This is a genomic window from Frigoribacterium sp. Leaf164, from assembly GCF_001423665.1.
In the GTDB taxonomy this organism is placed as follows: Bacteria; Actinomycetota; Actinomycetes; order Actinomycetales; family Microbacteriaceae; genus Frigoribacterium; species Frigoribacterium endophyticum.
In genome coordinates, this window is record NZ_LMOX01000003.1 from 1,259,235 (window position 1) to 1,279,623 (window position 20,389).

The 20,389-nt window shown below is 66.8% G+C and carries 19 protein-coding genes and 1 pseudogene; 12 read left to right on the forward strand and 8 right to left on the reverse strand.

Features of this window, described 5'->3' with window-relative positions:
* Nucleotides 1–9 precede the first annotated feature (9 nt).
* The 4 genes from ASF82_RS13920 to rbsD all read left to right on the forward strand — a co-directional run bounded on the left by ASF82_RS13920 (nt 10) and on the right by rbsD (nt 3,886).
* Nucleotides 10–981: an ABC transporter permease gene (locus ASF82_RS13920; RefSeq protein WP_056058181.1), complete on the forward strand. Its 972-nt coding sequence runs from the start codon at nt 10–12 to the stop codon at nt 979–981.
* Nucleotides 982–1,131: 150 nt separating this feature from the next.
* Nucleotides 1,132–2,067 (forward strand): substrate-binding domain-containing protein, encoded by a 936-nt coding sequence (locus ASF82_RS13925; RefSeq protein ID WP_056058184.1) that lies wholly within the window; start codon nt 1,132–1,134, stop codon nt 2,065–2,067.
* Nucleotides 2,067–3,455, forward strand: coding sequence for a ribokinase (locus tag ASF82_RS13930; protein ID WP_156370153.1), 1,389 nt, complete (start codon nt 2,067–2,069; stop codon nt 3,453–3,455). Before ASF82_RS13925 ends, ASF82_RS13930 begins: the two co-directional genes overlap by 1 nt.
* The gene (gene rbsD, locus ASF82_RS13935) at nt 3,452–3,886 is read left to right on the forward strand and encodes a D-ribose pyranase (protein WP_056058186.1); all 435 of its coding nucleotides are present in this window, start codon (nt 3,452–3,454) and stop codon (nt 3,884–3,886) included. The genes ASF82_RS13930 and rbsD overlap by 4 nt, the downstream gene beginning before the upstream one ends.
* 105 nt (nt 3,887–3,991) lie before the next feature.
* Here the strand turns inward: rbsD and ASF82_RS13940 are convergent, their stop codons facing one another.
* Complete coding sequence (locus ASF82_RS13940; RefSeq protein WP_056058189.1) at nt 3,992–4,513, reverse strand: hypothetical protein; 522 nt, start codon at nt 4,511–4,513, stop codon at nt 3,992–3,994.
* 657 nt (nt 4,514–5,170) lie between these two features.
* Between ASF82_RS13940 and dnaB the strand changes: the two genes are divergently transcribed.
* Nucleotides 5,171–6,562, forward strand: coding sequence for a replicative DNA helicase (dnaB, locus tag ASF82_RS13945; RefSeq protein WP_056058192.1), 1,392 nt, complete (start codon nt 5,171–5,173; stop codon nt 6,560–6,562).
* A gap of 1,264 nt (nt 6,563–7,826) precedes the next feature.
* Here the strand turns inward: dnaB and ASF82_RS13955 are convergent.
* The 5 genes from ASF82_RS13955 to ASF82_RS13975 form a co-directional block, all read right to left on the reverse strand.
* Nucleotides 7,827–8,768 (reverse strand): DMT family transporter, encoded by a 942-nt coding sequence (locus ASF82_RS13955; protein ID WP_200925465.1) that lies wholly within the window; start codon nt 8,766–8,768, stop codon nt 7,827–7,829.
* A 49-nt stretch (nt 8,769–8,817) separates the two neighbouring features.
* Nucleotides 8,818–9,780 (reverse strand): N-acetylglucosamine kinase, encoded by a 963-nt coding sequence (locus ASF82_RS13960; protein WP_156370155.1) that lies wholly within the window; start codon nt 9,778–9,780, stop codon nt 8,818–8,820.
* Between the two features lie 2 nt (nt 9,781–9,782).
* The gene (locus ASF82_RS13965; protein WP_056058199.1) at nt 9,783–10,946 is read right to left on the reverse strand and encodes an SIS domain-containing protein; all 1,164 of its coding nucleotides are present in this window, start codon (nt 10,944–10,946) and stop codon (nt 9,783–9,785) included.
* Nucleotides 10,939–12,267 (reverse strand): D-tagatose-bisphosphate aldolase, class II, non-catalytic subunit, encoded by a 1,329-nt coding sequence (locus ASF82_RS13970; protein WP_056058202.1) that lies wholly within the window; start codon nt 12,265–12,267, stop codon nt 10,939–10,941. The genes ASF82_RS13965 and ASF82_RS13970 overlap by 8 nt, the downstream gene beginning before the upstream one ends.
* 74 nt (nt 12,268–12,341) lie before the next feature.
* On the reverse strand, nt 12,342–13,223 hold the full coding sequence (locus tag ASF82_RS13975) for a class II fructose-bisphosphate aldolase (RefSeq protein WP_056058205.1): 882 nt from the start codon (nt 13,221–13,223) through the stop codon (nt 12,342–12,344).
* Between the two features lie 104 nt (nt 13,224–13,327).
* Between ASF82_RS13975 and ASF82_RS13980 the strand changes: the two genes are divergently transcribed.
* Nucleotides 13,328–14,164, forward strand: coding sequence for a DeoR/GlpR family DNA-binding transcription regulator (locus ASF82_RS13980; protein WP_235472262.1), 837 nt, complete (start codon nt 13,328–13,330; stop codon nt 14,162–14,164).
* Nucleotides 14,165–14,335: 171 nt separating this feature from the next.
* Here ASF82_RS13980 and ASF82_RS13985 read toward each other — a convergent pair whose 3' ends face one another.
* A complete protein-coding gene (locus ASF82_RS13985) occupies nt 14,336–15,109 on the reverse strand; it encodes a helix-turn-helix transcriptional regulator (RefSeq protein ID WP_082514654.1) in 774 nt (257 codons plus the stop codon).
* A gap of 174 nt (nt 15,110–15,283) precedes the next feature.
* Here ASF82_RS13985 and ASF82_RS13990 point away from each other — a divergent pair.
* Together ASF82_RS13990 and ASF82_RS16225 are read left to right on the forward strand one after the other, a co-directional pair.
* The coding region (locus ASF82_RS13990) for an aldo/keto reductase (RefSeq protein ID WP_235491338.1) at nt 15,284–15,824 on the forward strand (541 nt) is incomplete at its 3' end.
* A gap of 1 nt (nt 15,825) precedes the next feature.
* Nucleotides 15,826–16,063 (forward strand): annotated as a pseudogene (locus ASF82_RS16225) (aldo/keto reductase); the annotation flags it as partial.
* A gap of 87 nt (nt 16,064–16,150) precedes the next feature.
* On the opposite strand, the gene ASF82_RS16230 reads toward ASF82_RS16225, so the two are convergent.
* Complete coding sequence (locus tag ASF82_RS16230) at nt 16,151–16,342, reverse strand: PDDEXK nuclease domain-containing protein (protein ID WP_235491295.1); 192 nt, start codon at nt 16,340–16,342, stop codon at nt 16,151–16,153.
* 93 nt (nt 16,343–16,435) lie between these two features.
* Here ASF82_RS16230 and ASF82_RS16235 point away from each other — a divergent pair, with 93 nt between their 5' ends.
* The 4 genes from ASF82_RS16235 to ASF82_RS14010 all read left to right on the forward strand — a co-directional run bounded on the left by ASF82_RS16235 (nt 16,436) and on the right by ASF82_RS14010 (nt 20,383).
* On the forward strand, nt 16,436–16,744 hold the full coding sequence (locus ASF82_RS16235; protein WP_056227957.1) for a hypothetical protein: 309 nt from the start codon (nt 16,436–16,438) through the stop codon (nt 16,742–16,744).
* Between the two features lie 78 nt (nt 16,745–16,822).
* A complete protein-coding gene (locus ASF82_RS14000; RefSeq protein ID WP_056058217.1) occupies nt 16,823–18,304 on the forward strand; it encodes an MFS transporter in 1,482 nt (493 codons plus the stop codon).
* Between the two features lie 43 nt (nt 18,305–18,347).
* Entirely contained in the window at nt 18,348–19,043 is a 696-nt protein-coding gene (locus tag ASF82_RS14005) for a TetR/AcrR family transcriptional regulator (RefSeq protein WP_056058220.1), read from the forward strand.
* Nucleotides 19,040–20,383, forward strand: a complete 1,344-nt coding sequence (locus ASF82_RS14010; protein ID WP_056058223.1) for an NtaA/DmoA family FMN-dependent monooxygenase — start codon at nt 19,040–19,042, stop codon at nt 20,381–20,383. Before ASF82_RS14005 ends, ASF82_RS14010 begins: the two co-directional genes overlap by 4 nt.
* Nucleotides 20,384–20,389 lie beyond the last annotated feature (6 nt).

Below are 20,389 nucleotides of genomic sequence, written 5' to 3' on the forward strand. Positions count from 1 at the left end.
ACGACCCAGATGACCACCACCACCGTGAAGGCGCAGCGACGCTCCTTCGACATCAAGGCGTTCCTCGCCGCCAACGGCGCCCTCGTCGGGCTCGTCGTGCTCTGCCTCGCCCTGTTCATCGCGACGCCGGACTTCCTCACCGGGCGCAACCTGCTCAACATCGGCATCCAGGTGTCGACGGTCGCCGTGCTGGCCTTCGGCATGACCTTCGTCATCGTCGCCGGCGGCATCGACCTCTCGGTCGGGTCGGTCGCGGCCCTGTCGGCCATGGTGTCGGGCTGGTTCTTCGCCACGGCGGGGCTGCCCGGCGGGCTGGCGCTCGTGCTGGGGCTCGGCACGGGCCTCCTCGCCGGCGTCGTCAACGGCCTGGCGAGCGCGTACGGCAAGCTGCCGTCGTTCATCGCGACGCTCGCCATGCTCAGCGTGGCGCGGGGGCTCACCCTCGTGGTCTCCGACGGTCGCCCGATCGCGACTCCCCCGGCCGTCTCCTTCCTCGGCGGCAACGTCGGACCGGTGCCCGTGCCGATCATCGTGCTGGTGATCGCGGCCGCGATCGCGTCGTTCATCCTCAACCGCACCGTCATCGGCCGCTCGATGTACGCCGTCGGCGGCAACGCCGAGGCCGCGCGCCTCTCGGGCCTGCCCGTCAAGCGCATCGTCGTGGTCGTCTTCGGCCTCGCCGGGCTGTTCGCCGCGCTGGCCGGCCTGCTGCTCGCCGGCCGCCTCGACTCGGCCCAGCCGCAGGCGGCCTCGGGCTACGAGCTCGACGCGATCGCCGCCGTCGTCATCGGCGGCGCGAGCCTGGCCGGCGGCGTCGGGCGCATCTCGGGCACGATCATCGGTGCGCTCGTGCTCGTCGTGATCCGCAACGGGCTCAACCTGCTGAACGTCACGTCGTTCTGGCAGCAGGTCGTCATCGGCGTCGTCATCGCGCTGGCGGTCGGCGTCGACGTGCTGCGGCGCAAGACGCGCAACGCCTGAGCGCTACGGCCGCCCGGCCGCTGAGCGTCCCGTGGCCGACACCACGCGCCGCGCCGCTCCGGCGGGCTCCCCCGGGTGGCCGCACCGCGCCTCCCACGCTCCCCCTCCTCTTCTCCCCCACCCCCACCCGCACCCCACGAAGGACCCACGATGAAGTCGACCTCGTTCCGCAAGACCGCCACGATCGCGGCGATCGCCGCCCTGATCACGACCGGCGCCGCCGGCTGCAACCGCACCCCCGCCGGTGAAGCGGACAAGCCCACCGTCGTGCTGTCGCTCAGCACCCTGAACAACCCGTTCTTCGTCGAGCTGCGCGACGGCGCCGTCGCCGAGGCGAAGAAGCAGGGCGTCGACCTCGAGGTGGTCGACGCGCAGAACGACTCCGCCACGCAGGCGAACCAGCTCGCGACGGCCGCCTCGAGCGCCGACGCGGTCATCCTCAACGCGGTCGACAGCGACGCCGCCGGCCCCGCCGCGAAGCAGCTCAACGACTCGTCGGTGCCGATCGTCGCCGTCGACCGGGCCGTCAACGGCGCCGACGTCGCCTCGTTCGTCGCGAGCGACAACGTGGCCGGCGGCAAGCAGGCCGCCGACGCCCTCGCCGCCGCCATCGGCGAGAAGGGCGAAGTCATCGTGCTGCAGGGCGTCGCCGGCACCTCGGCCAGCCGTGACCGCGGCCAGGGCTTCGCCGACGGCATCGCCGCGTACCCGGGCATCACCGTGGTCGGCCAGCAGACGGCCAACTTCGACCGCGCCACCGCGCTGGACGTGACCACCAACCTGCTGCAGGCGCACCCCGACGCGGTCGGCGTCTTCGCCGAGAACGACGAGATGGGCCTCGGAGCGATCCAGGCGCTCGGCTCGCGCGCCGGTACCGACGTGAAGGTCGCGGCCTTCGACGGCACCGAGGACGGCCTGAAGGCGGTCGAGGCCGGCACCATGTCGAGCACGATCGCCCAGCAGCCCGCCAAGCTGGGTGCACTGGCCGTCGACCAGGCCGTCAAGGCGATCGACGACGACGGGGCGGCCGACGAGGCCGTCGACGTCATCACGGTGACGAAGGAGAACGTGGGTGACTTCAGCTGATGAGCAGTGCGGATGAGGCGGGTGCGGGTGCGGCGGCGGCCGGGCAGGTCGGTGCGGGCGGCGACGCCGGCGCGGCCGGTGCGGCCGGTGCGGCCGGTGCCGGGCAGGTCGGGACCGAGGGAGGCGCGGGGTACGGCCTCGAGGCCGGGATCGTCGGTGACGTGACCGGCTCGGGGGAGCCGCGCCGCGCCTCCGGCGGGCCTGCGGCGAGTGAGGAGGCCGGGGCCGACGCCCAGGACTCCCCCGCCGACGGCGCCCGCTCGGGCACTCCTGCCGCCGGTACCGGCACGGTCGTCGTGGTCGGGTCGATCAACGTCGACCAGGTCGTGACCGTGGCGCGCCTGCCTCGTCCGGGCGAGACGCTCATCGGCACCGGCATGGTGCTGCTGCCCGGGGGCAAGGGCGCCAACCAGGCCGTCGCGGCCGCGCGTCGCGGGGCGTCGACCGTCATGGTCGGTGCCGTCGGCGACGACGTGCACGCGGCGGCGGCGACCCCGCTGCTGACCGAGAGCGGCGTCGACACGTCGCGCGTCGAGGTCGTGGCCGGCCCCACCGGGCTGGCCGTGGTCAGCGTCGGCGACGACGCCGAGAACACGATCGTCGTCGTGCCGGGCGCCAACGCGTCGGTCGGGCACGACGCCGTGGAGCGTCACGCCGACGTGCTGCGCTCGGCGGCGGTGGTCGTGCTGCAGGGCGAGATCCCGGCCGACGGCATCGAGCACGCGGCGCGGCTCGCGACCGGGCGGGTGCTGCTGAACCTGGCGCCCGTCGTCGCGGTCGACGCCGACGTCGTGCGGCTGGCCGACCCGCTGGTGCTCAACGAGCACGAGGGGCGCCTGCTGCTGGCGGCGCTCGAGGGCTCGGCGTCGGTCGCCGACGCCGCCGAGCTCGGTGAGGACGCCGTCTCGTCGGTCTCGCTCTTCTCCGACTCGCCCGAGGGCGGACCGACCGACGGCTCGGACGGCCTGGGGGAGGCGCGCGACGCGGACGCCGCGGTCGTCACCGCCCTGCGCCAGCACGGGGTGCCCTCGGTGGTGCTCACGCGCGGATCCGCCGGCGCGATCGTCTCGGACGCAACAGGCCTGCACCACGTCGCGTCGCCGCGCGTGGCGGCGGTCGACTCGTCGGGGGCCGGCGACGCGTTCGTCGGGGCCCTGGCGGCGCGGCTCGCGGCGGGGGCGACCCTGCTCGAGGCGGCGCACGAGGCCGTGCGGGTGGGGGCGTACTCGGTGACAGGCGCGGGGACGCAGCCGTCGTACCCGGGGCTGGGGGACGAGCTGCCGTCTGTGGAGTCTGTGGACTCCGACCTGGACGGTGACGCTGCTGCTCCTGGGGACGGTGGGGGCGCCTCCTCGGGGGCCGGCTCTGCTGCTGAGGGCCGCGCGTGAAGCGCGGCGGACTGCTCAACGCGCAGCTGAACGAGGCGATCAGCCGGCTCGGGCACGGCGACCTGGTGGTCGTGGCCGACTGCGGGCTGCCGCAGCCGGTCGGGGTGCCGGTCGTCGACCTGGCGGTCGTGCACGGGCTGCCGAGCTTCGCCGGGGTGCTGGACGCGCTGCTGGGCGACCTGGTCGTCGAGGGCGTGACGGCGGCGTCGGAGAGCCGCGGGGTGGCGGCTGGTGAGGTGATCCAGGCGCGGTTCGGGGCGGGCGGTGCCGGCGGCGGCGGCGGCGGGCTCGGGCTCGGGCTCGGGCTCGAGGTGGCGCACGTGTCGCACGAGGAGCTCAAGCGGCTCAGCGGCACGGCGCGGCTGTTCGTGCGCACCGGCGAGGCGACCCCGTTCGCGAACGTGGTGCTGCGCTGCGGGGTGCCGTTCTAGCTCGCCTGCTGCGCCCTGCCGAACCCCGTTCCGTTCAGGGCACCCCGCTACGTCGGGGTGCGGTGAACGGAACGGGGTTCTTCAGCGCCCGGGGAGACCCGGGCGTCAGAACACGGCCCACGACGAGGCCCGGTCGCCGTCGAGCTCGGCGAGGGCCCGGCGGCGGTCGCGGGCGGCGGCCGAGCGCTCGGCGAGGAGCGGCCCGAGCGCGCCGAACACGACGGCCGGCAGCACCCAGCCGGGCCACGGCAGCAGGAACCCGCCCACGAGCACCATGGCCGTCGTCGACAGCACCGCCGAGATCGAGCCCAACACCAGGACGCGGAGGCGCGGTGAGGCCCCCGCGAGGACGGGCCGGAAGAGCGACACCAGCGCCCCGAGCAGCGCCCCGGCGACGAGGCCGACCGGGACGGTGAAGCAGGCGAAGAGCAGCCACGCGATGACGAGGCCGGGCGCGGCAGCCCACGAGCTGCTCAGGAGGTCGCCGTCGGTGGTGAGCGTGAGGGCGGAGGCGGTCACGGGGGAGACGAGCCCGGCGACGGCGCCGACGAGCAGGCCGGTGAGGGCGTAGGGGCCGGTGCGGGTCGAGGCGTCGCGCAGGGCGAGGGTGGAGGGGCCGTCGGTCATGCCCGTCCCCCTGTCGTCCGGTCGCCGGGCGTGGTCGCCCGTGCTGACTCCATCCAGGCCCACGCGGGCCTCGCGCGCAACCCCTCGAACCACCGACTGATCAACGAACCACGTTCTGACGTGGTTCGTTGATCAGTCGGTGGTTCGGGCGCGCCGGCGGGCTGTGCGGGCGGCGGACCCGGGGGAGTCGCGGGTCGGCTCGGGCACCCGCCACCCCCGAACGAGGGGGTTGCCGGAAGCTGAACACGAGCCGTGCCCGTACAGGTCCGCGAGCCCCCGTGTCAAATCTCTCGTCCACAGGCAGTTGTCAAATCGGGAGTCTCAACTCCTGGTTCAGACTATCTTCTGCACACAGGGTGGGGATACGGAAACCCCAGTTCAAAGCCGGTAGAACGAGCAGAATCCCCATTTTCTCCACAGGTCGATCCACAGTTGTCCCCAACCGCCTCCGGCGTTTCTCACCGGTTCTCCCCAGAGTTATCCACAGGGCTGTTTGCTGTGGAGAACTAGGTGTCCATAAGGTGTACCAGCGCTCGTCAGGGTGGGTCGCGACGGTCTGGTCAGGGGTTGTCGGGGGTCTGCCGTAGAACGGTCTCGAGCGCCTCCCGTGCTGCCCGGCACGGCCCCGAACACCGTCTCTTCTCCTCCGGAGGTCCCATGTCGATCGCCCACCTCGGTCTCGCCAGCGACACCAGCGACCGCGACCGGAAGGGCGGCGGCGACCGCGGCAGCATGATGGACCGCGTGCCCCCGCACGACCTCCTCGCCGAGCAGAGCACCATCGGCGGAATGCTGCTCAGCAAGGACGCCGTGGCCGACGTCATCGAGACGGTGCGCGGCATGGACTTCTACGTGCCGAAGCACGAGGTCATCTACGACGCCATCCTCGGCCTGTACTCGCACGGCGAGCCCACCGACGTCATCACGGTCAGCGACGAGCTGATGAAGTCGGGCGACCTGTCGAGGGCCGGAGGCGCGGAGTACCTCCACACGCTGACCGGCGTCGTGCCCACGGCCGCGAACGCCGGCTACTACGCCTCGATCGTGGCGGAGAAGGCCGTGCTGCGGCGCCTCGTGGAGGCCGGCACGCGCATCGTGCAGATGGGCTACGCGAGCGAGGGCGAGGTCGTCGACCTGGTCAACAACGCGCAGGCCGAGGTCTACAACGTGGCCGGGGGAGTCCAGACCGAGGACTACGTGCCGCTGAACGAGGCCGTGACGGTCGCGATCGACGAGATCGAGGCGGCCAAGGGCCGTGACGGTCAGATGACCGGCGTTCCGACCGGTTTCGCGCAGCTCGATGCCCTGACGAACGGGTTCCACCCCGGGCAGCTGATCATCGTGGCGGCGCGACCGGCCCTGGGTAAGTCGACGCTGGCGCTCGACCTCGCGCGGGCGGCGTCGATCAAGCACGGGCAGGCGTCGGTGTTCTTCTCGCTCGAGATGGGGCGCAGCGAGATCGCGATGCGTCTGATGTCGGCGGAGTCGAGCGTGCCGCTGCAGAACATGCGCAAGGGAACGGTGGATGCGCGTGACTGGACGAACATCGCCCAGGTGCGAGGGCGGATCAACGACGCTCCGCTCTTCATCGACGACTCGCCGAACATGACGCTGGTCGAGATCCGGGCGAAGTGCCGTCGTCTGAAGCAGCAGCACAACCTGAAGCTGGTCGTGATCGACTACCTGCAGCTGATGACGTCGGGCAAGCGGGTGGAGAGCCGTCAGCAGGAGGTCTCGGAGTTCTCGCGAGCTCTGAAGCTGATGGCGAAGGAGCTGCAGGTGCCGGTGATCGCGCTGTCGCAGCTGAACCGTGGCCCCGAGCAGCGTGCCGACAAGAAGCCCGCGATCAGCGACCTGCGTGAGTCGGGGTCGCTCGAGCAGGACGCCGACATGGTCATCCTGCTGCACCGCGAGTCCGCCTACGAGAAGGACAACCCCCGCCAGGGCGAGGCCGACTTCATCGTCGCCAAGCACCGCAACGGGCCGACGGACACGATCACGGTGGCGTTCCACGGGATGTTCTCGCGGTTTGTCGATATGCCTAGCTAGTTGTCCGAACGCCTGTGGTTTCCAAAACTAAGTGTCGTGTTCCACGCTTTCGTGTCGTGAGTCCTAGGTATTCACACGCGAATCTGCCACCCCTGAACTTTCTCGGCCGAATGCGAGGTAGGGGCCCTTCGTGACAAGGACCAGTTGGTAGATCTTGGCTTACGAGGAGCGGGGATTGGCTCAGATGAGGGGCACTGGTGACGTCAATGGCGCCTAGGTCGAAGGTCCGTCACGGCTGCCTTTTGGTGCTGCCGACGGAGTGAAGTGGCTATGCGAGCAGACCATTCTGATGTTCTTGGTAATGGCGGAGTTAGAGACACTCGGGCATCTGGCAGGGCGGTTCCCACCGTGGTGGCATTCCGAGTCATGTTCTCTGATTGATGCGGACTGGGCGAACCGCTCTGTTTGTGTCGTCTGCGAGTTAGTTTGTCGACATGCTGCCTAGATCGTCGCCTTTGACAAAGAGCGACAATCTAATCTGCAAGTAAGCGAGCAGAATCTCGAATCTGCGATGTCCAATCGAGGGTCGCCTAGTGCGACGAGCTGCGGCGCATCAGCTCCGCGGGGAGCTACGACTGGAACGGCGGCAGCATCGAGTCGAGCCCCGGGGCTAGACCGTCCCCCGCCATACCTCCAGCTCCGGCGAGCTGCGCTCAATCAGCGCGCGGATATCCGCCTCATGCTGCACCGCCCAGGCTAGGGCAGCGGCAGCCACGGCCGGCGGCCGCCGTTGTCGCGGCAGTGCGCGTGGACGTCGTACATTGAGCGGCCCATCGAGCTGCGGGTTGTGACGTGCCCGAGAGGTGACGCCGGCTGTTGCTGCACGAGCCACAGCCCATGCGCACCCGGGAGCATCGGGCACGCATGCGGGTGCTGCTCCTGCCGCTTCGCGAGCATGCTCCGCATTGTCTTTCCTGACCCCCGCACACCCACAGGCGCAGGGGAGATCCAGCCACCGACACGGACAGCTACAGCAGCGCCTCGAGTACAGCAGCGCCTCAAGCAACCGCGACCGCGACCGCGACAGGGCCAGATCGGCCCGGTCGCCGTCGCCGGCCTGGCGCATGACGCTCGCCCCGTCGATTCAGGCCGCCAATTCGGCCGCGCTCATGGCAGGGCTGAGCCCGTCGCCAGGACAGGTTTCTATGCTCATAGGTGGCGGGGGCTTGCCGGGAACCGACATATGCACCGCCCGAAAACAGGCCCGTCCAAGTCCCCGGAGGAATTTGGACGGGCCTATTCTTTCCGCCTACGTGCTCTGTGGCTACCGAGGCGTTGGCGTGGTTTCGGGGGTGAGCTCGTCGTTCAGGAGTGCGTCGGGGACCGCCTCCCCTCGTTTCTCGTCGCTGTAGACCATCAGCGTTGATCCCACGAGGGCCAGGACGATGGCCACTGCGCCGAAGGGCGAGGGCAGGGTCTGGTAGATGATCAGGGACACGACGATCGTGAGCACGGGGGCCAGGGCATTCGTCGTGGGCGCCACGATGGACGCCTTGCCGCGGCTGAGGGCCATGACGAGGAAGAGCGCTCCGATGGCGTTCAGCAGCTGGGTCACTGCGGTGAGCGCCGGTGCCTGCCAGGGGACGTCGAGCGGGAGCCCGCCCATGGCGAGGACGGCGAAGGGGACTAGTACAAGTCCGCTGATTGCCATCCAGCCGAAGGTGGTGCCGTCGTTCACGCCGATCGTGGCCGCCTTGCGCATGAAGAAGGCCTGCACACCCCAAGCGATGCTCACGAAGATCGCGATTAGCAGCCACGGGCCAGCCGTTGCCTCACCGGAAGAGCCGGCGACGCTGAACAGGACGATGGCTGCGAGGGCGGCGAAGAGGCCGATGATGGCGACTTTTCGCAGTCTTTCGCGGAGGAAGATCACAGCCATGAGCACGGTGATCGCCGGGGAGACGGAGATGATCGGGAAGATGAGGTACGCGGGACCGGTGGAGAGGGCGTTGAACAGCAGCAGCTGTCCTCCTGCGCCTGTCAGGCCGATCAGTAGGCCGTACATGGCGGCTTTGGGTCGGCGGTCGAACTTCTGGCCTCGAAGAGCGAACACGGCCGGGATGATCATGGTGAACGCCCAGATGACGTAGATCATCTCGTCCGGGTATCCGTAGAGGTTGATGGGAAGGGAAGAGAGGGCGCCCCACACTCCCCAGAAGAGCACTAGGAGTGCTGCGTAGAAGATCCAGCTTCGGGTTCTGTTCACAATGACCTCATCTTTGACATCGAGTTGCGGGGTGGGGTAGGGGTGTCGTTTAGTGCGTGCGGAGGCGCTGCAGAGCAGCGTCGGAGAGGGGGGTGCCGGCCTTTTTCGCGGCGTAGAGGGCGCCTCCGACTCCGGGGCCGAACATGGGTTCGTGCAACTCGTACGGGGCTGGCAGGGCGGTGAGGGCGTCAGCGAAGCCGTCACGGATGATCGCGGTCGTGAACATGCCGCCCGAGTAGGAGACAGGCACGGTGTCGTTGCCGAAGCCGAGTTGAAGCCGGGTGGTTTCGACGATCTCGACGAGTTCGTTGCAGGCGTTGACGAGGATCTGGATGGCGACGGTGTCGCCCTGCAGGGCAGCTTCGACGACGGTTTTGGAGAGGTCGCCGATGTTGACGCGGAGGCCCTTCCACTGGTTCACGACGACGTCGATCAGATCGAGATCGTTGGTGATCCCGACGCGTGTCTTGATGATGTTGTAGAGAGGTCCGCGGGGGAGGCGCCCGTCGCTCATGCGGCTGAAGGCGTTGAGGCCTTGTTCGGCGATCCAGTAGCCCGAACCTTCGTCACCGAAGAGTTCGCTCCAGCCGCCGACTCGGTGGTTACGGCCTTGGTATTCGCCGTAGGTCATGGAGCCGGTGCCGCTGATGACGTTGATGCCGTCTCGGGCGCCGAGTGAACCGGCCCAGCCGCAGACCATGTCGTTGTCGCTGGTGAAGCGGTCGTGTCCGAGGACTTCGCCTGGAATTGTGTCGAGTTGGTCGATGTCGGCACTGACTTCGCCGTAGCCGGGCAGTCCGAAGAAGGCTTGGTCGATCTGTCCGGTGGTGATGCCCGCTTGGGATGTGACGCCGCTGATCCCGGTGGCCAGGATGCGGCTGACGAGTTCGATGCCGTCGTTGAAGTAGTAGCAGCTGGCCGTCGTCGTCTCAGACACGATCCGGCCGGTGTCGTCGAGGAGGACGAAGTTGGTCTTGGACCCGCCTCCGTCGACTCCGAGGAACAGAGCCATCGTCACCGACCGCCGTTCGTGTGCTCGTCGTCCGAGGGAGCCAAGGGGTGGATCGTGACTCCCTTGACGACGCGGTTGACGGTCCCGTTCGGGAACGGGTTGTCGGGAGTGAGCCCGAGTGCGACGGAGAACGAGAGACCGAGCAGCTGCGCGATGACGATGTAGGCGACGGCGAGGAACGCATCGTTCACCCCCGTCAGCTCAGCGAGGACCCAGTTCCGGCCGTCCTCGTCGGGCATCGGCTCGGAGGAGATGGCGATGACGTGATCTGCCCCGAGGGTGGAACGAATCTCCGTGACGATGTCCTGGTCGTATCGACGGGTGTAGGTGTCGGAGGACATGTAGACCAGCGTCAGAGTCCTGTCGTTAAGGACGGCCTTCGGGCCGTGGCGGAATCCGAGAGCCGAGTCGTAGTAGGTGACGATCCGGCCGGCTGTCAGCTCGAGCAGTTTCAGGGCGGATTCGCGTGCCAGACCCGTGAGGGGGCCGCTGCCGAGGTAGATGACTCGCTCGTACGAGGCGCCGGCGAGCTGTCGGAGCTCGTCCTGACGGTGGGTCACGATGTTCTCGACGGTGCGTGCCAGTGCGGTCACGGCGCGGTCGTCGTCTCCGCCGAAGATCAGCAGGGTGGAAAGCAGCATTGAGGTGAAGCTCGAGGTCATGGCGAAGCCCTCGTCGTTCGCCCTCGTGGGCATCAGGACGATCTTCGACTTCGGGTCGTCCTGGTGCTGCCTGTAGAGGCTGCCCGCTTGGTCGCAGGTGATGATGAGGTGGTGCACGTCGGTGAGGACGTCGTCTGCCAAGACTGTCGCGGCCGTGCTTTCCGGGCTGTTGCCGGATCGTGCGTAGGACACCAGGAGGGTGGGAAGGTCCTCTCCCAGGTACTGGTGCGGGTTGGAGACGATGTCTGTAGTCGCGACGGAGTCGACCCGTCGTCCAAGGAGCTTCGTGAGCGCCGGCGCGGCGGTGTCCCCGACGAACGCGGATGTTCCTGCCCCGGTGAGGATGATGCGCAGCTGCGGGTTGGCCAGCAGTGGCGTGAGGAAGGCGTCGAGGTCGGGACGCTGGCCGGTGATCTTTTGTGCTGCTTCAAGCCAGACATCAGGCTGCCGTGAGATCTCGCGAGCGGTGGCCGAGGCGTGGATCGGGGTGATCGTGTCAGACATGAAGTGCTCCAGTGGGGGTGAGAGAGACATCGCTGTTCTCGGCCGGGAAGCAGGCCTGGGAGTACGGGCGAAGGGAGTCGCGGATCGCGTCCAGAATGAGGTCGCGGGGGTGCGGGCGGAGCTTGCCGGCGCGAACGCGGGCGTACTGGTCAGGCATGTACTGACTGATGAGCGGCAGAGGGATCTCGAGGTGCGACAGGTTGTCGTACAGTCGCGATTCGGCAGCTACAACGTCTTCGTCTGGCCAGTAGTAGCGCAAGCGGTCGCTGTAGCTGAAGCGGCGAGCGATGCGTTGCTGCTCCGGTGTGCCCTCGTAGTAACCCTCCCAGTAGCCGGGCTTCTCAAGCATCCGGCGTTCCAGCACCTCGATCAGGTTTGAACGGTCTGCAGCAGGCACAAGCTCGTCCTCGATGTTGGCGAGGGCGAACAAGCCCTGACGCATCGCGAAGGTCAGGCCTGGTCCGACCTTGAGAATCGCCCAGTGGTCCTCGACCAGCTCGGTCAGGCGCGCGGTCTCCTGGTAGTCAGTGGAATGCGCCTCGAAGACCAGCCCCGGTTCATTGTCAAGGACCCTGCGAAGATCCACCGTGCCGGCACGGTGGTAGTCGATGACTCGCAGGTGATCGAACTCGACGGCAGGCTGCACGACGAGAGCGATGATGCGGGGCCAGATGTTGTCGAGAGCGACGTCGGCGAATGCTTGGCGGTGTCGCTCGAGAGTGGCCCGAGCGGCGTCAGGAGATGTGGGAACCAGATCGCCAAGAGTCTCGTGAGCGCCACCAGGCACGGGTACCTCTGTGCCGATGACGTAGAGGATGTCGTCCGCTCGCCCTGACGCCTGGGCTGCGTCCTCGGCGACGCGAAGAAGCCGAGCAGTGCGCTCAGCGACCAGGTCGTCACCAAGAGGTGCGGGATCGCCTGCGCATGACATGCTGCAGTCGAGGTGGATTTTGGTGTAGCCGGCTTCGACGTAGGCGCGGACGAGGCCCTCGGCATTGAGCATGGCTTCTTCTGCGTCGAGCTTCTGCCAGCGGTTCGGCCCCAGATGGTCACCGCCCAAGACAAGACGGTCACGAGCGAAGCCCAGATCGTCAGCGAGGGCGAACACGAGTTCGCGGAAGTCGACGGGACGCATGCCGGTGTACCCACCGAACTGATCGACCTGGTTGGACGTGGCTTCGATTAGAAGATGCGAATCATCCTCCAGAGCCTGCAGGATCGACGCTTCAAGAACGGCTGGGTGGGCCGAACACACCGCGTAAATTCCTACTGCCTTACCCGCCTTGTGTTCGCGGATGGTGTTCCACAAGTGATTGACCACGGTGCTCCTAACTGACGCTGCGATGCGCACCCTCGGGTGCTGCCGGCAGCTCTTCTAAAGACTGTTCTTGGCGTTCACGACCGGCAGGACCGGTCGATGTCATGGGTCGGCTCAGCGATGAGGCGACAGATTCGAGTCACGGTTCGGGTGATGGCGTCACGTCCGTCCGCGATGTACACGCGTGGGTCATGGATGGTCGGACCATCGATCAGCCGGTCGCGGAGTGCTTCGGTAAATGCCACGTTCAGGGCCGTTCCGACGTTGATCTTTCGAATTCCAGCTGCAACGGCGGCGCGTAGATCCGTGTCGGAGACACCTGACGAACCGTGAAGAACGAGCGGGACACTCACAGCCCCCTCAAGATGGGCAATTAGGTCGACGTCGATGGAGGCACTGGCGGATGTCATGGCGTGAGAACTGCCAACGGCCACAGCCAAAGCATCGATGGAGGTGCCCTCGACGTATTCGTGGGCTTCACCAGGATCAGTGCGAACCAACGGGGAGTGAGCCCCGTTTTTGCCCCCGATTTCACCCAGCTCGCCCTCGACCCAAAGCCCGTGACTGTGCGCCAGTTCGGCCGCTTTCTGGGTCAACTCGATGTTCGACACGTAGGGCTGGTGGGCGGCGTCGATCATGATGGAACTGACACCGAGACCGGCCGCTTCGGCAATACCTTGCGAGATGAGTGCCGAGTCCTGAAAGTGGTCCAGGTGCAGCGAGATCGGCGCCGAAGAGGACGACGCAATGCTGGCGCAGGCCAAAAGCAGAGGCCGCATATTCCTCTTGTGAAAACCGATTGCGTTCTCGCTCACCTGCAGGATCGCTCCGGAGCCGGCTTGCTCGACGCCTTCCACGATGGCCTCGACATGCTCCAGCGTGACGGCGTTGAAGCTCGCGATCGCGCTATGACGAGTGATCGCGCCTTCGATTAGTCCACGGGTGGTGACGAGTGCCATAGGCAGATACTGCGATTAAGTGAGCGAAGTAATCAATCTGCGGGGCATAATCCGATTGAAGTGATCATTTTTGTTGATCGGTTGACGAGTAAGGAGTGACAGTCGTGAGCAAGCAGTACCTAGATCAGTCATCACCGAGGGCTGTTTCTAGCAAGCGAAGCGAGCGGATGCGGCGGATCCTGTCCCTCCTGCACGAGCACACCAGTCGGAGCCTCGGGGACCTCGCGCGAGACCTCAGCGTGTCCGAGGCAACACTTCGTCGCGATCTCGCCGAATTGGATGAGCAGGGCCAGCTCGTGCGGACCCATGGGGGAGCCCGGGAGAGGAACTCTCAACCAGAGATCCCCGTCCGGCTCCGCAATACGAGCTACAAGCGAGAGAAGCAGTACATCGCGCGACGAACCGTGGACCTCATTCCGACGGGCCCTTATGCGCTGGCTCTCAGCGGTGGCACTACGACGGCCGAAGTCGCTCGCGGGCTTCGGCACCGAGCGGGCCTGACGATTGTCACAAATTCTTTGACGATCGCCATGGAGTGCGCCACCTGGCCACGACTCAAAGTGATCATGACCGGGGGGGTAGTCCGCCAGAGCTCCTTCGAAGCAGTCGGATCCCTCTCGGAGGGTGCCTTTCGTGGCATCAATGTCGGAACCTGCATCTTGGGGACAGATGGCATCAGCGCTACCGGAGGCGTCACCACTCACGACGAGACGGAGGCCCGGACGAACCACGCCATGGTGGAGAACGCGGGTCGAGTCATCGTCGTGGCGGATGGCTCCAAGATCGGTCGAGCGACCCTGGCCAAGATGGCCGACATCTCCGAGGTCGACGATCTCGTGACGGACTCGTCCGCCGACCCTGAAGCGCTCAAGCTAATCGCTGGCGCAGGAGTTGAGGTGCACGTGGTGGAGCTGGCCATTTCCCTGGTCGATGAGCCGTAAAGTCACTCAATCGGCGCCCCAGGAGTCGCGAGCCAAAATTGATCGGTTCCGGCCTGGTCCCGGTGTGAGGTCAGATCGGAGTGCCGCAACCCCGGATCGGTCCGAAACACAGTTCTGAACTGGTCCGCGCTTCCGGGACAGCCGCCTAAGCGTTGTCCGATAGACGGTCGCTTATCGAGGCGGTGCGAAGGCCGTTTCTTCTTCCTGAGGGAAGGTCGCTGCTGCACCCCGCAGTGGTGCCAGGGCTGAGGGGTGTATCTGTTTTGTGCCGGAGGTGTGGGTGCGGACGGTGTGGCCGCCCCACCAGGTGCGGAATTGCTCGCTTCGGGTGGCGAGGTCGCCGACGAGGGCGGCGAGGGCTCGATCTTCCAAGTCGTGTCCGGCGAGCAAACGCAGGGAGGACACTGCACCACGCGCGCTGGCGTCCCAATCGGAGTGGAACTTCTGCGATCGAGGATCGAGGAACAGGTAGCGGTAGTGGTTCAGCGGCGCCCCGTGCTCTGGAAAGAGTTCTGGGAACAGGGCGCGTCCGAGCGCATTAGAGGCCACCGGGTCACCGAGTCGATCGAAGGCGAGTGCGGGGACGTCCCGCATGGTGTCTAGGAGCTGCCCGATCCGGGGTGACACCCTTGTCACGGGTTTCTTGCGTGGTGCCCGGGTGGGTCCGGCGGCGTGGGCGAGGTCGATGAGGTGCGTCGTCTCGGCCTCGTCGAGGTGGAGGGCGCGCACGAGTGCATAGAGGACGCTCTCGGATACTCCGCGGAGGTCGCCACGTTCCATACGGGTGTAGTACGCGGTGCTCACGCCGGTGAGTTGCGCAACTTCCTCTCGGCGCAGGCCCGGGACGCGGCTTTCTCCGCCGTACAGGGTGACCCCTGCTCTTTCAGGAGTGATGCGCCCGCGGAGCGCGGTGAGGAATTCCTGAACTTCGAGCCTCGGGTCCATGCTCCTGACGCTAGACCCGGCGGGCGGAAACCGGGAGTCACCAGCATTCGCCCTCAGCGGGCGGGTCGGCTAGCAGAAGTGGGAGTGACTGCTGGTGACTCCCGCGGTTCCGCAATGGCTACCTAGCGTGGACTCACGACCACTTCGAAATTCACCCTGAACAACGGCATCGAGATCCCGGCCATTGGCCTTGGGGTATTCCAGACTTTACCGGACGAGACGGTCGCGGCCGTCGTGTCCGCCCTTCGAACTGGCTATCGACACATCGACACAGCGGCCGCGTACGGCAACGAGCGCGAAGTCGGCCAGGGAATTCGTGACTCTAGTGTGCTGCGGAAGGACGTCTTCATCGAGTCGAAGGTGTGGATCAGCGACTTCGGCTACGGGGAGACTTTGCATGCGTTCGAGAAGAGCGCCGGCAAGCTAGGCGTGGACACGATCGATCTGTTGATCCTCCACAGCCCCCTTCCTTCAGACTTTGAGAAGACGGTCTGCGCGTACAAAGCGTTTGAGGATCTGCTCGCGAAGCGGAAGGTTCGAGCGATCGGCGTGAGCAACTTCATTATCGAACATCTCACCGGCCTGCTCGAGCAGACCGACATCGTGCCGGCTGTGAACCAGATCGAGCTGCACCCCTACTTCCAGCAGAAGGAGCTCGTCGCTTTCCAGCAGGAGCATGGCATCACGACGCAGGCGTGGTCGCCCATCGGCGGGGNGAAGTACGGCAAGTCGGCCGCTCAGGTGATGCTCCGCTGGCACTTCCAGAAGGAGGTGCAGGTGATCCCGAAGTCCACCAGGGCGGAACGGATCGCAGAGAACTTCGATGTGTTCGACTTCGAGCTCGCTGCGGGTGAGATCGCGCAGCTCGACGCTCTGGACACTGGAGTTCGCGGTGGCCCCGAGCCTGAAGGAGTCACGGTCGCGACCTACGGTTTCGAGATCCCGGAGGCCTGAGCATCGTCCGCGGTGAGTGCCCGTCGAGTAGTTCTGAGCTAGCACCTGTTGTCGGCTCGACGCGGCAGATCAAGGCCTCGCTCGTCTCTATTGGCGTTCTTTGGCGTGCAAAAGCAGGAGATCGGCGAAGAACTGGTCGCCGTCGACCTCGAAGTGCACCTGTCGGCCAACGAACGCGAAGCCTGGTCCGAGCTCGCGGAGGGTATCCGCGATGCGGACGACCATGCGCTCTTCCAGCTCAAGCTCACTGGCGTCGCTGTCGATCGCGAGGAAATCCAACGCGCAAGGATCACGAGTGATCTGCTGAGCGAGGTCAGATTCGACCGGCGCGAGAGTACCGGCATAATTGCTCGGTGCTGCAGCTTTTCGCTCGTGCAGTGGGTCTTGATCCCCGGACTCGCCTCCTCCGACCCCCGCGCCGCGCTCCCGATCGCCGGTGACGACGTCGAGGTGAAGGCACGCGCGTCGAAGTTGCTGAGCACCCTCGGCTTCGATGCGGTCGATGCCGGCACGCTGGCCGAGTCGTGGTGGTTCGAGCCGGAGTCCGCCGTGTACACCGCCCTGTATGCGGCCGCCGTCGACGCCGCGGCGGACGGCTCGCGGACGCCCGCCACCTCCGATCGTGTGCGGGCGCTCCTGACTTCGTCGTCCCGCGTCGACGTCGGGGCGCGGCAGTTCTGAGCCGAAACGGAATTGCCACTCCGGTTAGTGTTACTGTGGCTAACCGGAGTGAAGATTCCCTTTAACGGCAGGAGACCCGTGACCACGTCCACGAAGCGCACGCACCATCAGGTGACGTTCCTCGTCCTCGCATTGGGAGTGGCGGCGTTCGCGCTGCTCCAGTCCCTCGTGATTCCGGCCTTGCCGACGATCCGTGAGGCGTTGGGCACGTCACAGACGAACGTGACGTGGGTCCTAACGGCTTACCTGCTCTCGGCGTCGATCTTCACGCCGATCATGGGCCGTCTCGGCGACATGTCGGGTAAGAAACGCGTCTTCGTTGTCGCACTGGTCGCCCTAGCGCTCGGATCTCTGCTGGCCGCCTTGGCCCCGTCCCTGGGAGTCATGATCGTCGCTCGCGTGATCCAGGGGGTCGGTGGGGGAGTGCTGCCGCTCGCCTTCGGAATCATCCGCGATGAGTTCCCCGGTGAGAAGGTCGGCGGCGCCGTCGGTCTGATCGCCGCGCTCTCCGCCATAGGCGCCGGATTCGGCATCGTCCTCGCCGGGCCGATCGTGTCGGCTCTCAGCTACCACTGGCTGTTCTGGTTCCCGATGATGATGGTCGTCGTCGCAGCGGTCGCGGCTCTGCTTCTCGTCCCCGAGAGTTCCGAGCGCAGTCCGGGCAGGATCAACTGGGGCGCCGCCACGCTGATGTCCGGCTGGCTGGTTGCTCTCCTCCTCGCTGTCAGCCAGGCCCCTGTGCGGGGCTGGATCTCGCTTCCCGTTCTCGGGCTTCTCGCGGCGGCCGTCGTGATCGGCGTCGTGTGGGTAGTCGTCGAGAAGCGCAGCCCGAATCCGTTGATCGACATGCGGATGATGGGGGTCCGCTCTGTGTGGACTACCAATCTCGTCGCCCTTCTCTTCGGTATCGCGATGTACGCGATGCTCGGCTTCCTCCCGACGTTCCTGCAGACTCCGTCGAGCGCCGGATACGGGTTCGGAGCGACCGTCACCCTGTCTGGCGTGATGCTGCTCCCCAATGCGCTGATGATGTTCCTGGTGGGCCTGGTCGCCGGACGCCTGGCTCAGCGGTTCGGCTCACGCCTCGTCCTCGTATTCGGAACGGTCATCTCTCTCGTCGGCCTGCTCACGCTGGCCCTGGCGCACACGGAGGTATGGGAGATCGTCGTCGCGACCGCGCTCACCGGAATCGGCTTCGGGTTGGCGTTCTCCTCAATGTCGAACATCATCGTGAGCGCCGTCCCCAGGGAGCAGACCGGCGTCGCGAGCGGCATGAACGCCAACATCCGTACCATCGGCGGTTCGCTCGGCGCGGCGGTCATGGCGAGCATCGTCGCGTCGGGTGGTGAGACCGCCGGCTTCCCCGCCGAGTCCGGCTACACCGCAGGCTTCCTCGTTCTGGCCGGTGCCATGCTCCTGGCCGGCGTCGCGGGCTTCTTCATCCCCCGCATCACGCGCCACGTCGTCGGCTCGCACCTCGAGGAGCCCCCCGTGCAGCTGCGGCATGCGGAAGTGGCGATGGTCGCCGGCGGTACCGTCGTCGGGGACGAGTCCGAGTAATGGCACCGAGCGTGCCGTACCACCACCCGCGAGGGAGCACGAGATGACAACTCCGACCAGCACCGGCGGCGACCGCGAGCACGTCGAGCCCCGAGCTCTGCGCCGCGACGCGGCGGAGAACCGCCAGCGTCTCCTCGACGCCGCGCGCGAGGTCTTCGCGGACCACGGGCTCGACGCCGGAGTGGAGGAGATCGCCCAGATGGCGGGAGTGGGGGTCGGCACGCTCTACCGGCGGTTCCCCACGAAAGACGCACTAATCGCGGAACTCGTGCACGAGTTCATGGAGCAAGTCGTCACGCTTGCGCGCAGAGCGCGGACGGCCCCCGGCGGACGCGGACTCGAGCAATTCGTTTACGCACTCGGCGAGGTCCAGTCAGCGAACCGAGGCTGCCTAGCCAGGATCTGGAGCGATGAGAACAGCGCCACCCTGCGCCAGGAGTATCGGGTCCTGATCGCGGATCTGCTGGAAGACGCCACCAACCACGGCACCGTCCGCGCGGACGCCGCAGTAACCGACTTGGACCTGCTCTTCTGGGCCCTCCGCGGGATCATCGAGACCACCGGAGCGCACGCGCCCGAGGCATGGCGGCGGCACGCAGCGATCCACCTCGCCGGCCTCCGCGCCTCCGCCGGAGAACTGGCACTCCCGCCCGTCGACGAGGACGTGGTCGCCCGCTCGCGCGAGTCCCTGCTGCAGCGCAGCGGGGATCGAGACCGACTGACCGAAGGAGACGTATGACCACCGGCAAACAGATGATCCTCGGAATGCACCTGGGCAACGGCTACGGGTCGCAGACCTCGGCATGGCGCGCCCCCGGCGTGGATCCGGCGAACTACACCAGCTTCGACGCCCAGGTGCGCTACGCCCAGGCCGCGGAGCGGGGCAAGTTCGCGTTCTTGTTCCTCCCCGACTTCCTCGGTGAACAGCGCGACCTGAGCCGCGAATCACTCATGATCACGCTCGACCCGATGCTGACCCTCGCCGCCATCGCCCGTGAGACATCGCACATTGGCCTCGTCGCGACCGGCTCCACCACCTTCACAGAACCGTTCAATCTGGCACGCCAATTCAAAGCCCTCGACATCATGAGCCACGGCAGAGCCGGGTGGAACGCCGTCACCACGAGCGATCCCGCCGCCGCTGCGAACTACGGCAAGACGATCGCCCCGCGTCCCGAGCGGTATCAGCGCGCCCACGAGACAATTCAGATCGTCCAAGCGCTCTGGGGCAGCTGGGAACAGGACGCATGGCTGAAAGACACCGCCAGTGGTCGCTTCGCCGACAACGCAAAGATCCGGCCGATCAACTTGCAGGGCGAGTACGTCGCCTCGCGGGGACCGCTGCCCCTCCCTCCCTCCGAGCAGGGCCAACCCGTCATCTTCTCCGCCGGCGGCGGAGCGAACGGAGCTGAGATCGCCGGTCGGTACGCCAATGGCGTCGTCGGCGCCGTCTTCACGGTCGACGACGCCAGGGAGCAGCGCGAGGCGCTGCGGGAGGCCGCGCGCCGGGCGGGCCGGAACCCCGATGAGGTGAAGTTCTTCGCCGGAGTCATGCCTGCGATCGCCGCGACGAAGCGCGAGGCGCTTGACCGTCGGGTGGCGCTGGGCGAGCTGACCGTCGCCGACCGAGTGCCGTATCTGAGTGCGATGCTCAGCCTGCCGGTTCCCCTGACCCTCGAGCAGCTCGACTTGCCTCTCACAGCGGCGCAGCTCGCTTCGGCGCGTCCAAATCCCTACGACCCGAGGTCGGCACGTGCGCTCGAGGTTGCTCGTGAAGGGTGGACGATCCGCGATGTCCTCGCGCACGGGGTCATCGACTACCACCCGACCCCGGTCGGGCCGGCCTCCGTCACCGCGGACCATCTGCAGGAGTGGTTCGAGGCAGACGCCTGCGACGGCTTCTGGGTCTCGATCGACGTAAACGAAGACGGCATCGACACGTTCGTCGACGAGGTCGTCCCGATCCTGCAGCAACGCGGGCTCTACCACGACGACTACGAGGGAAATACGCTGCGCGATCACCTCTCCGCTCCTGCCCAGTACGGACTTGATCCACGGCTGGCATCGGCCACCAGCTGAGCGGGG

Coding starts and splice junctions, on each gene's coding strand:
- ASF82_RS13920 (WP_056058181.1), top strand. CDS start 10: ATGACCACCACCACCGTGAAGGCGCAGCGACGCTCCTTCGACATCAAG.
- ASF82_RS13925 (WP_056058184.1), top strand. CDS start 1,132: ATGAAGTCGACCTCGTTCCGCAAGACCGCCACGATCGCGGCGATCGCC.
- ASF82_RS13930 (WP_156370153.1), top strand. CDS start 2,067: ATGAGCAGTGCGGATGAGGCGGGTGCGGGTGCGGCGGCGGCCGGGCAG.
- ASF82_RS13940 (WP_056058189.1), bottom strand. CDS start 4,513: ATGACCGACGGCCCCTCCACCCTCGCCCTGCGCGACGCCTCGACCCGC.
- dnaB (WP_056058192.1), top strand. CDS start 5,171: ATGTCGATCGCCCACCTCGGTCTCGCCAGCGACACCAGCGACCGCGAC.
- ASF82_RS13960 (WP_156370155.1), bottom strand. CDS start 9,780: ATGGCTCTGTTCCTCGGAGTCGACGGAGGCGGGTCCAAGACCAACTTC.
- ASF82_RS13965 (WP_056058199.1), bottom strand. CDS start 10,946: ATGTCTGACACGATCACCCCGATCCACGCCTCGGCCACCGCTCGCGAG.
- ASF82_RS13975 (WP_056058205.1), bottom strand. CDS start 13,223: ATGGCACTCGTCACCACCCGTGGACTAATCGAAGGCGCGATCACTCGT.
- ASF82_RS13985 (WP_082514654.1), bottom strand. CDS start 15,109: ATGGACCCGAGGCTCGAAGTTCAGGAATTCCTCACCGCGCTCCGCGGG.
- ASF82_RS14005 (WP_056058220.1), top strand. CDS start 18,348: ATGACAACTCCGACCAGCACCGGCGGCGACCGCGAGCACGTCGAGCCC.
- ASF82_RS14010 (WP_056058223.1), top strand. CDS start 19,040: ATGACCACCGGCAAACAGATGATCCTCGGAATGCACCTGGGCAACGGC.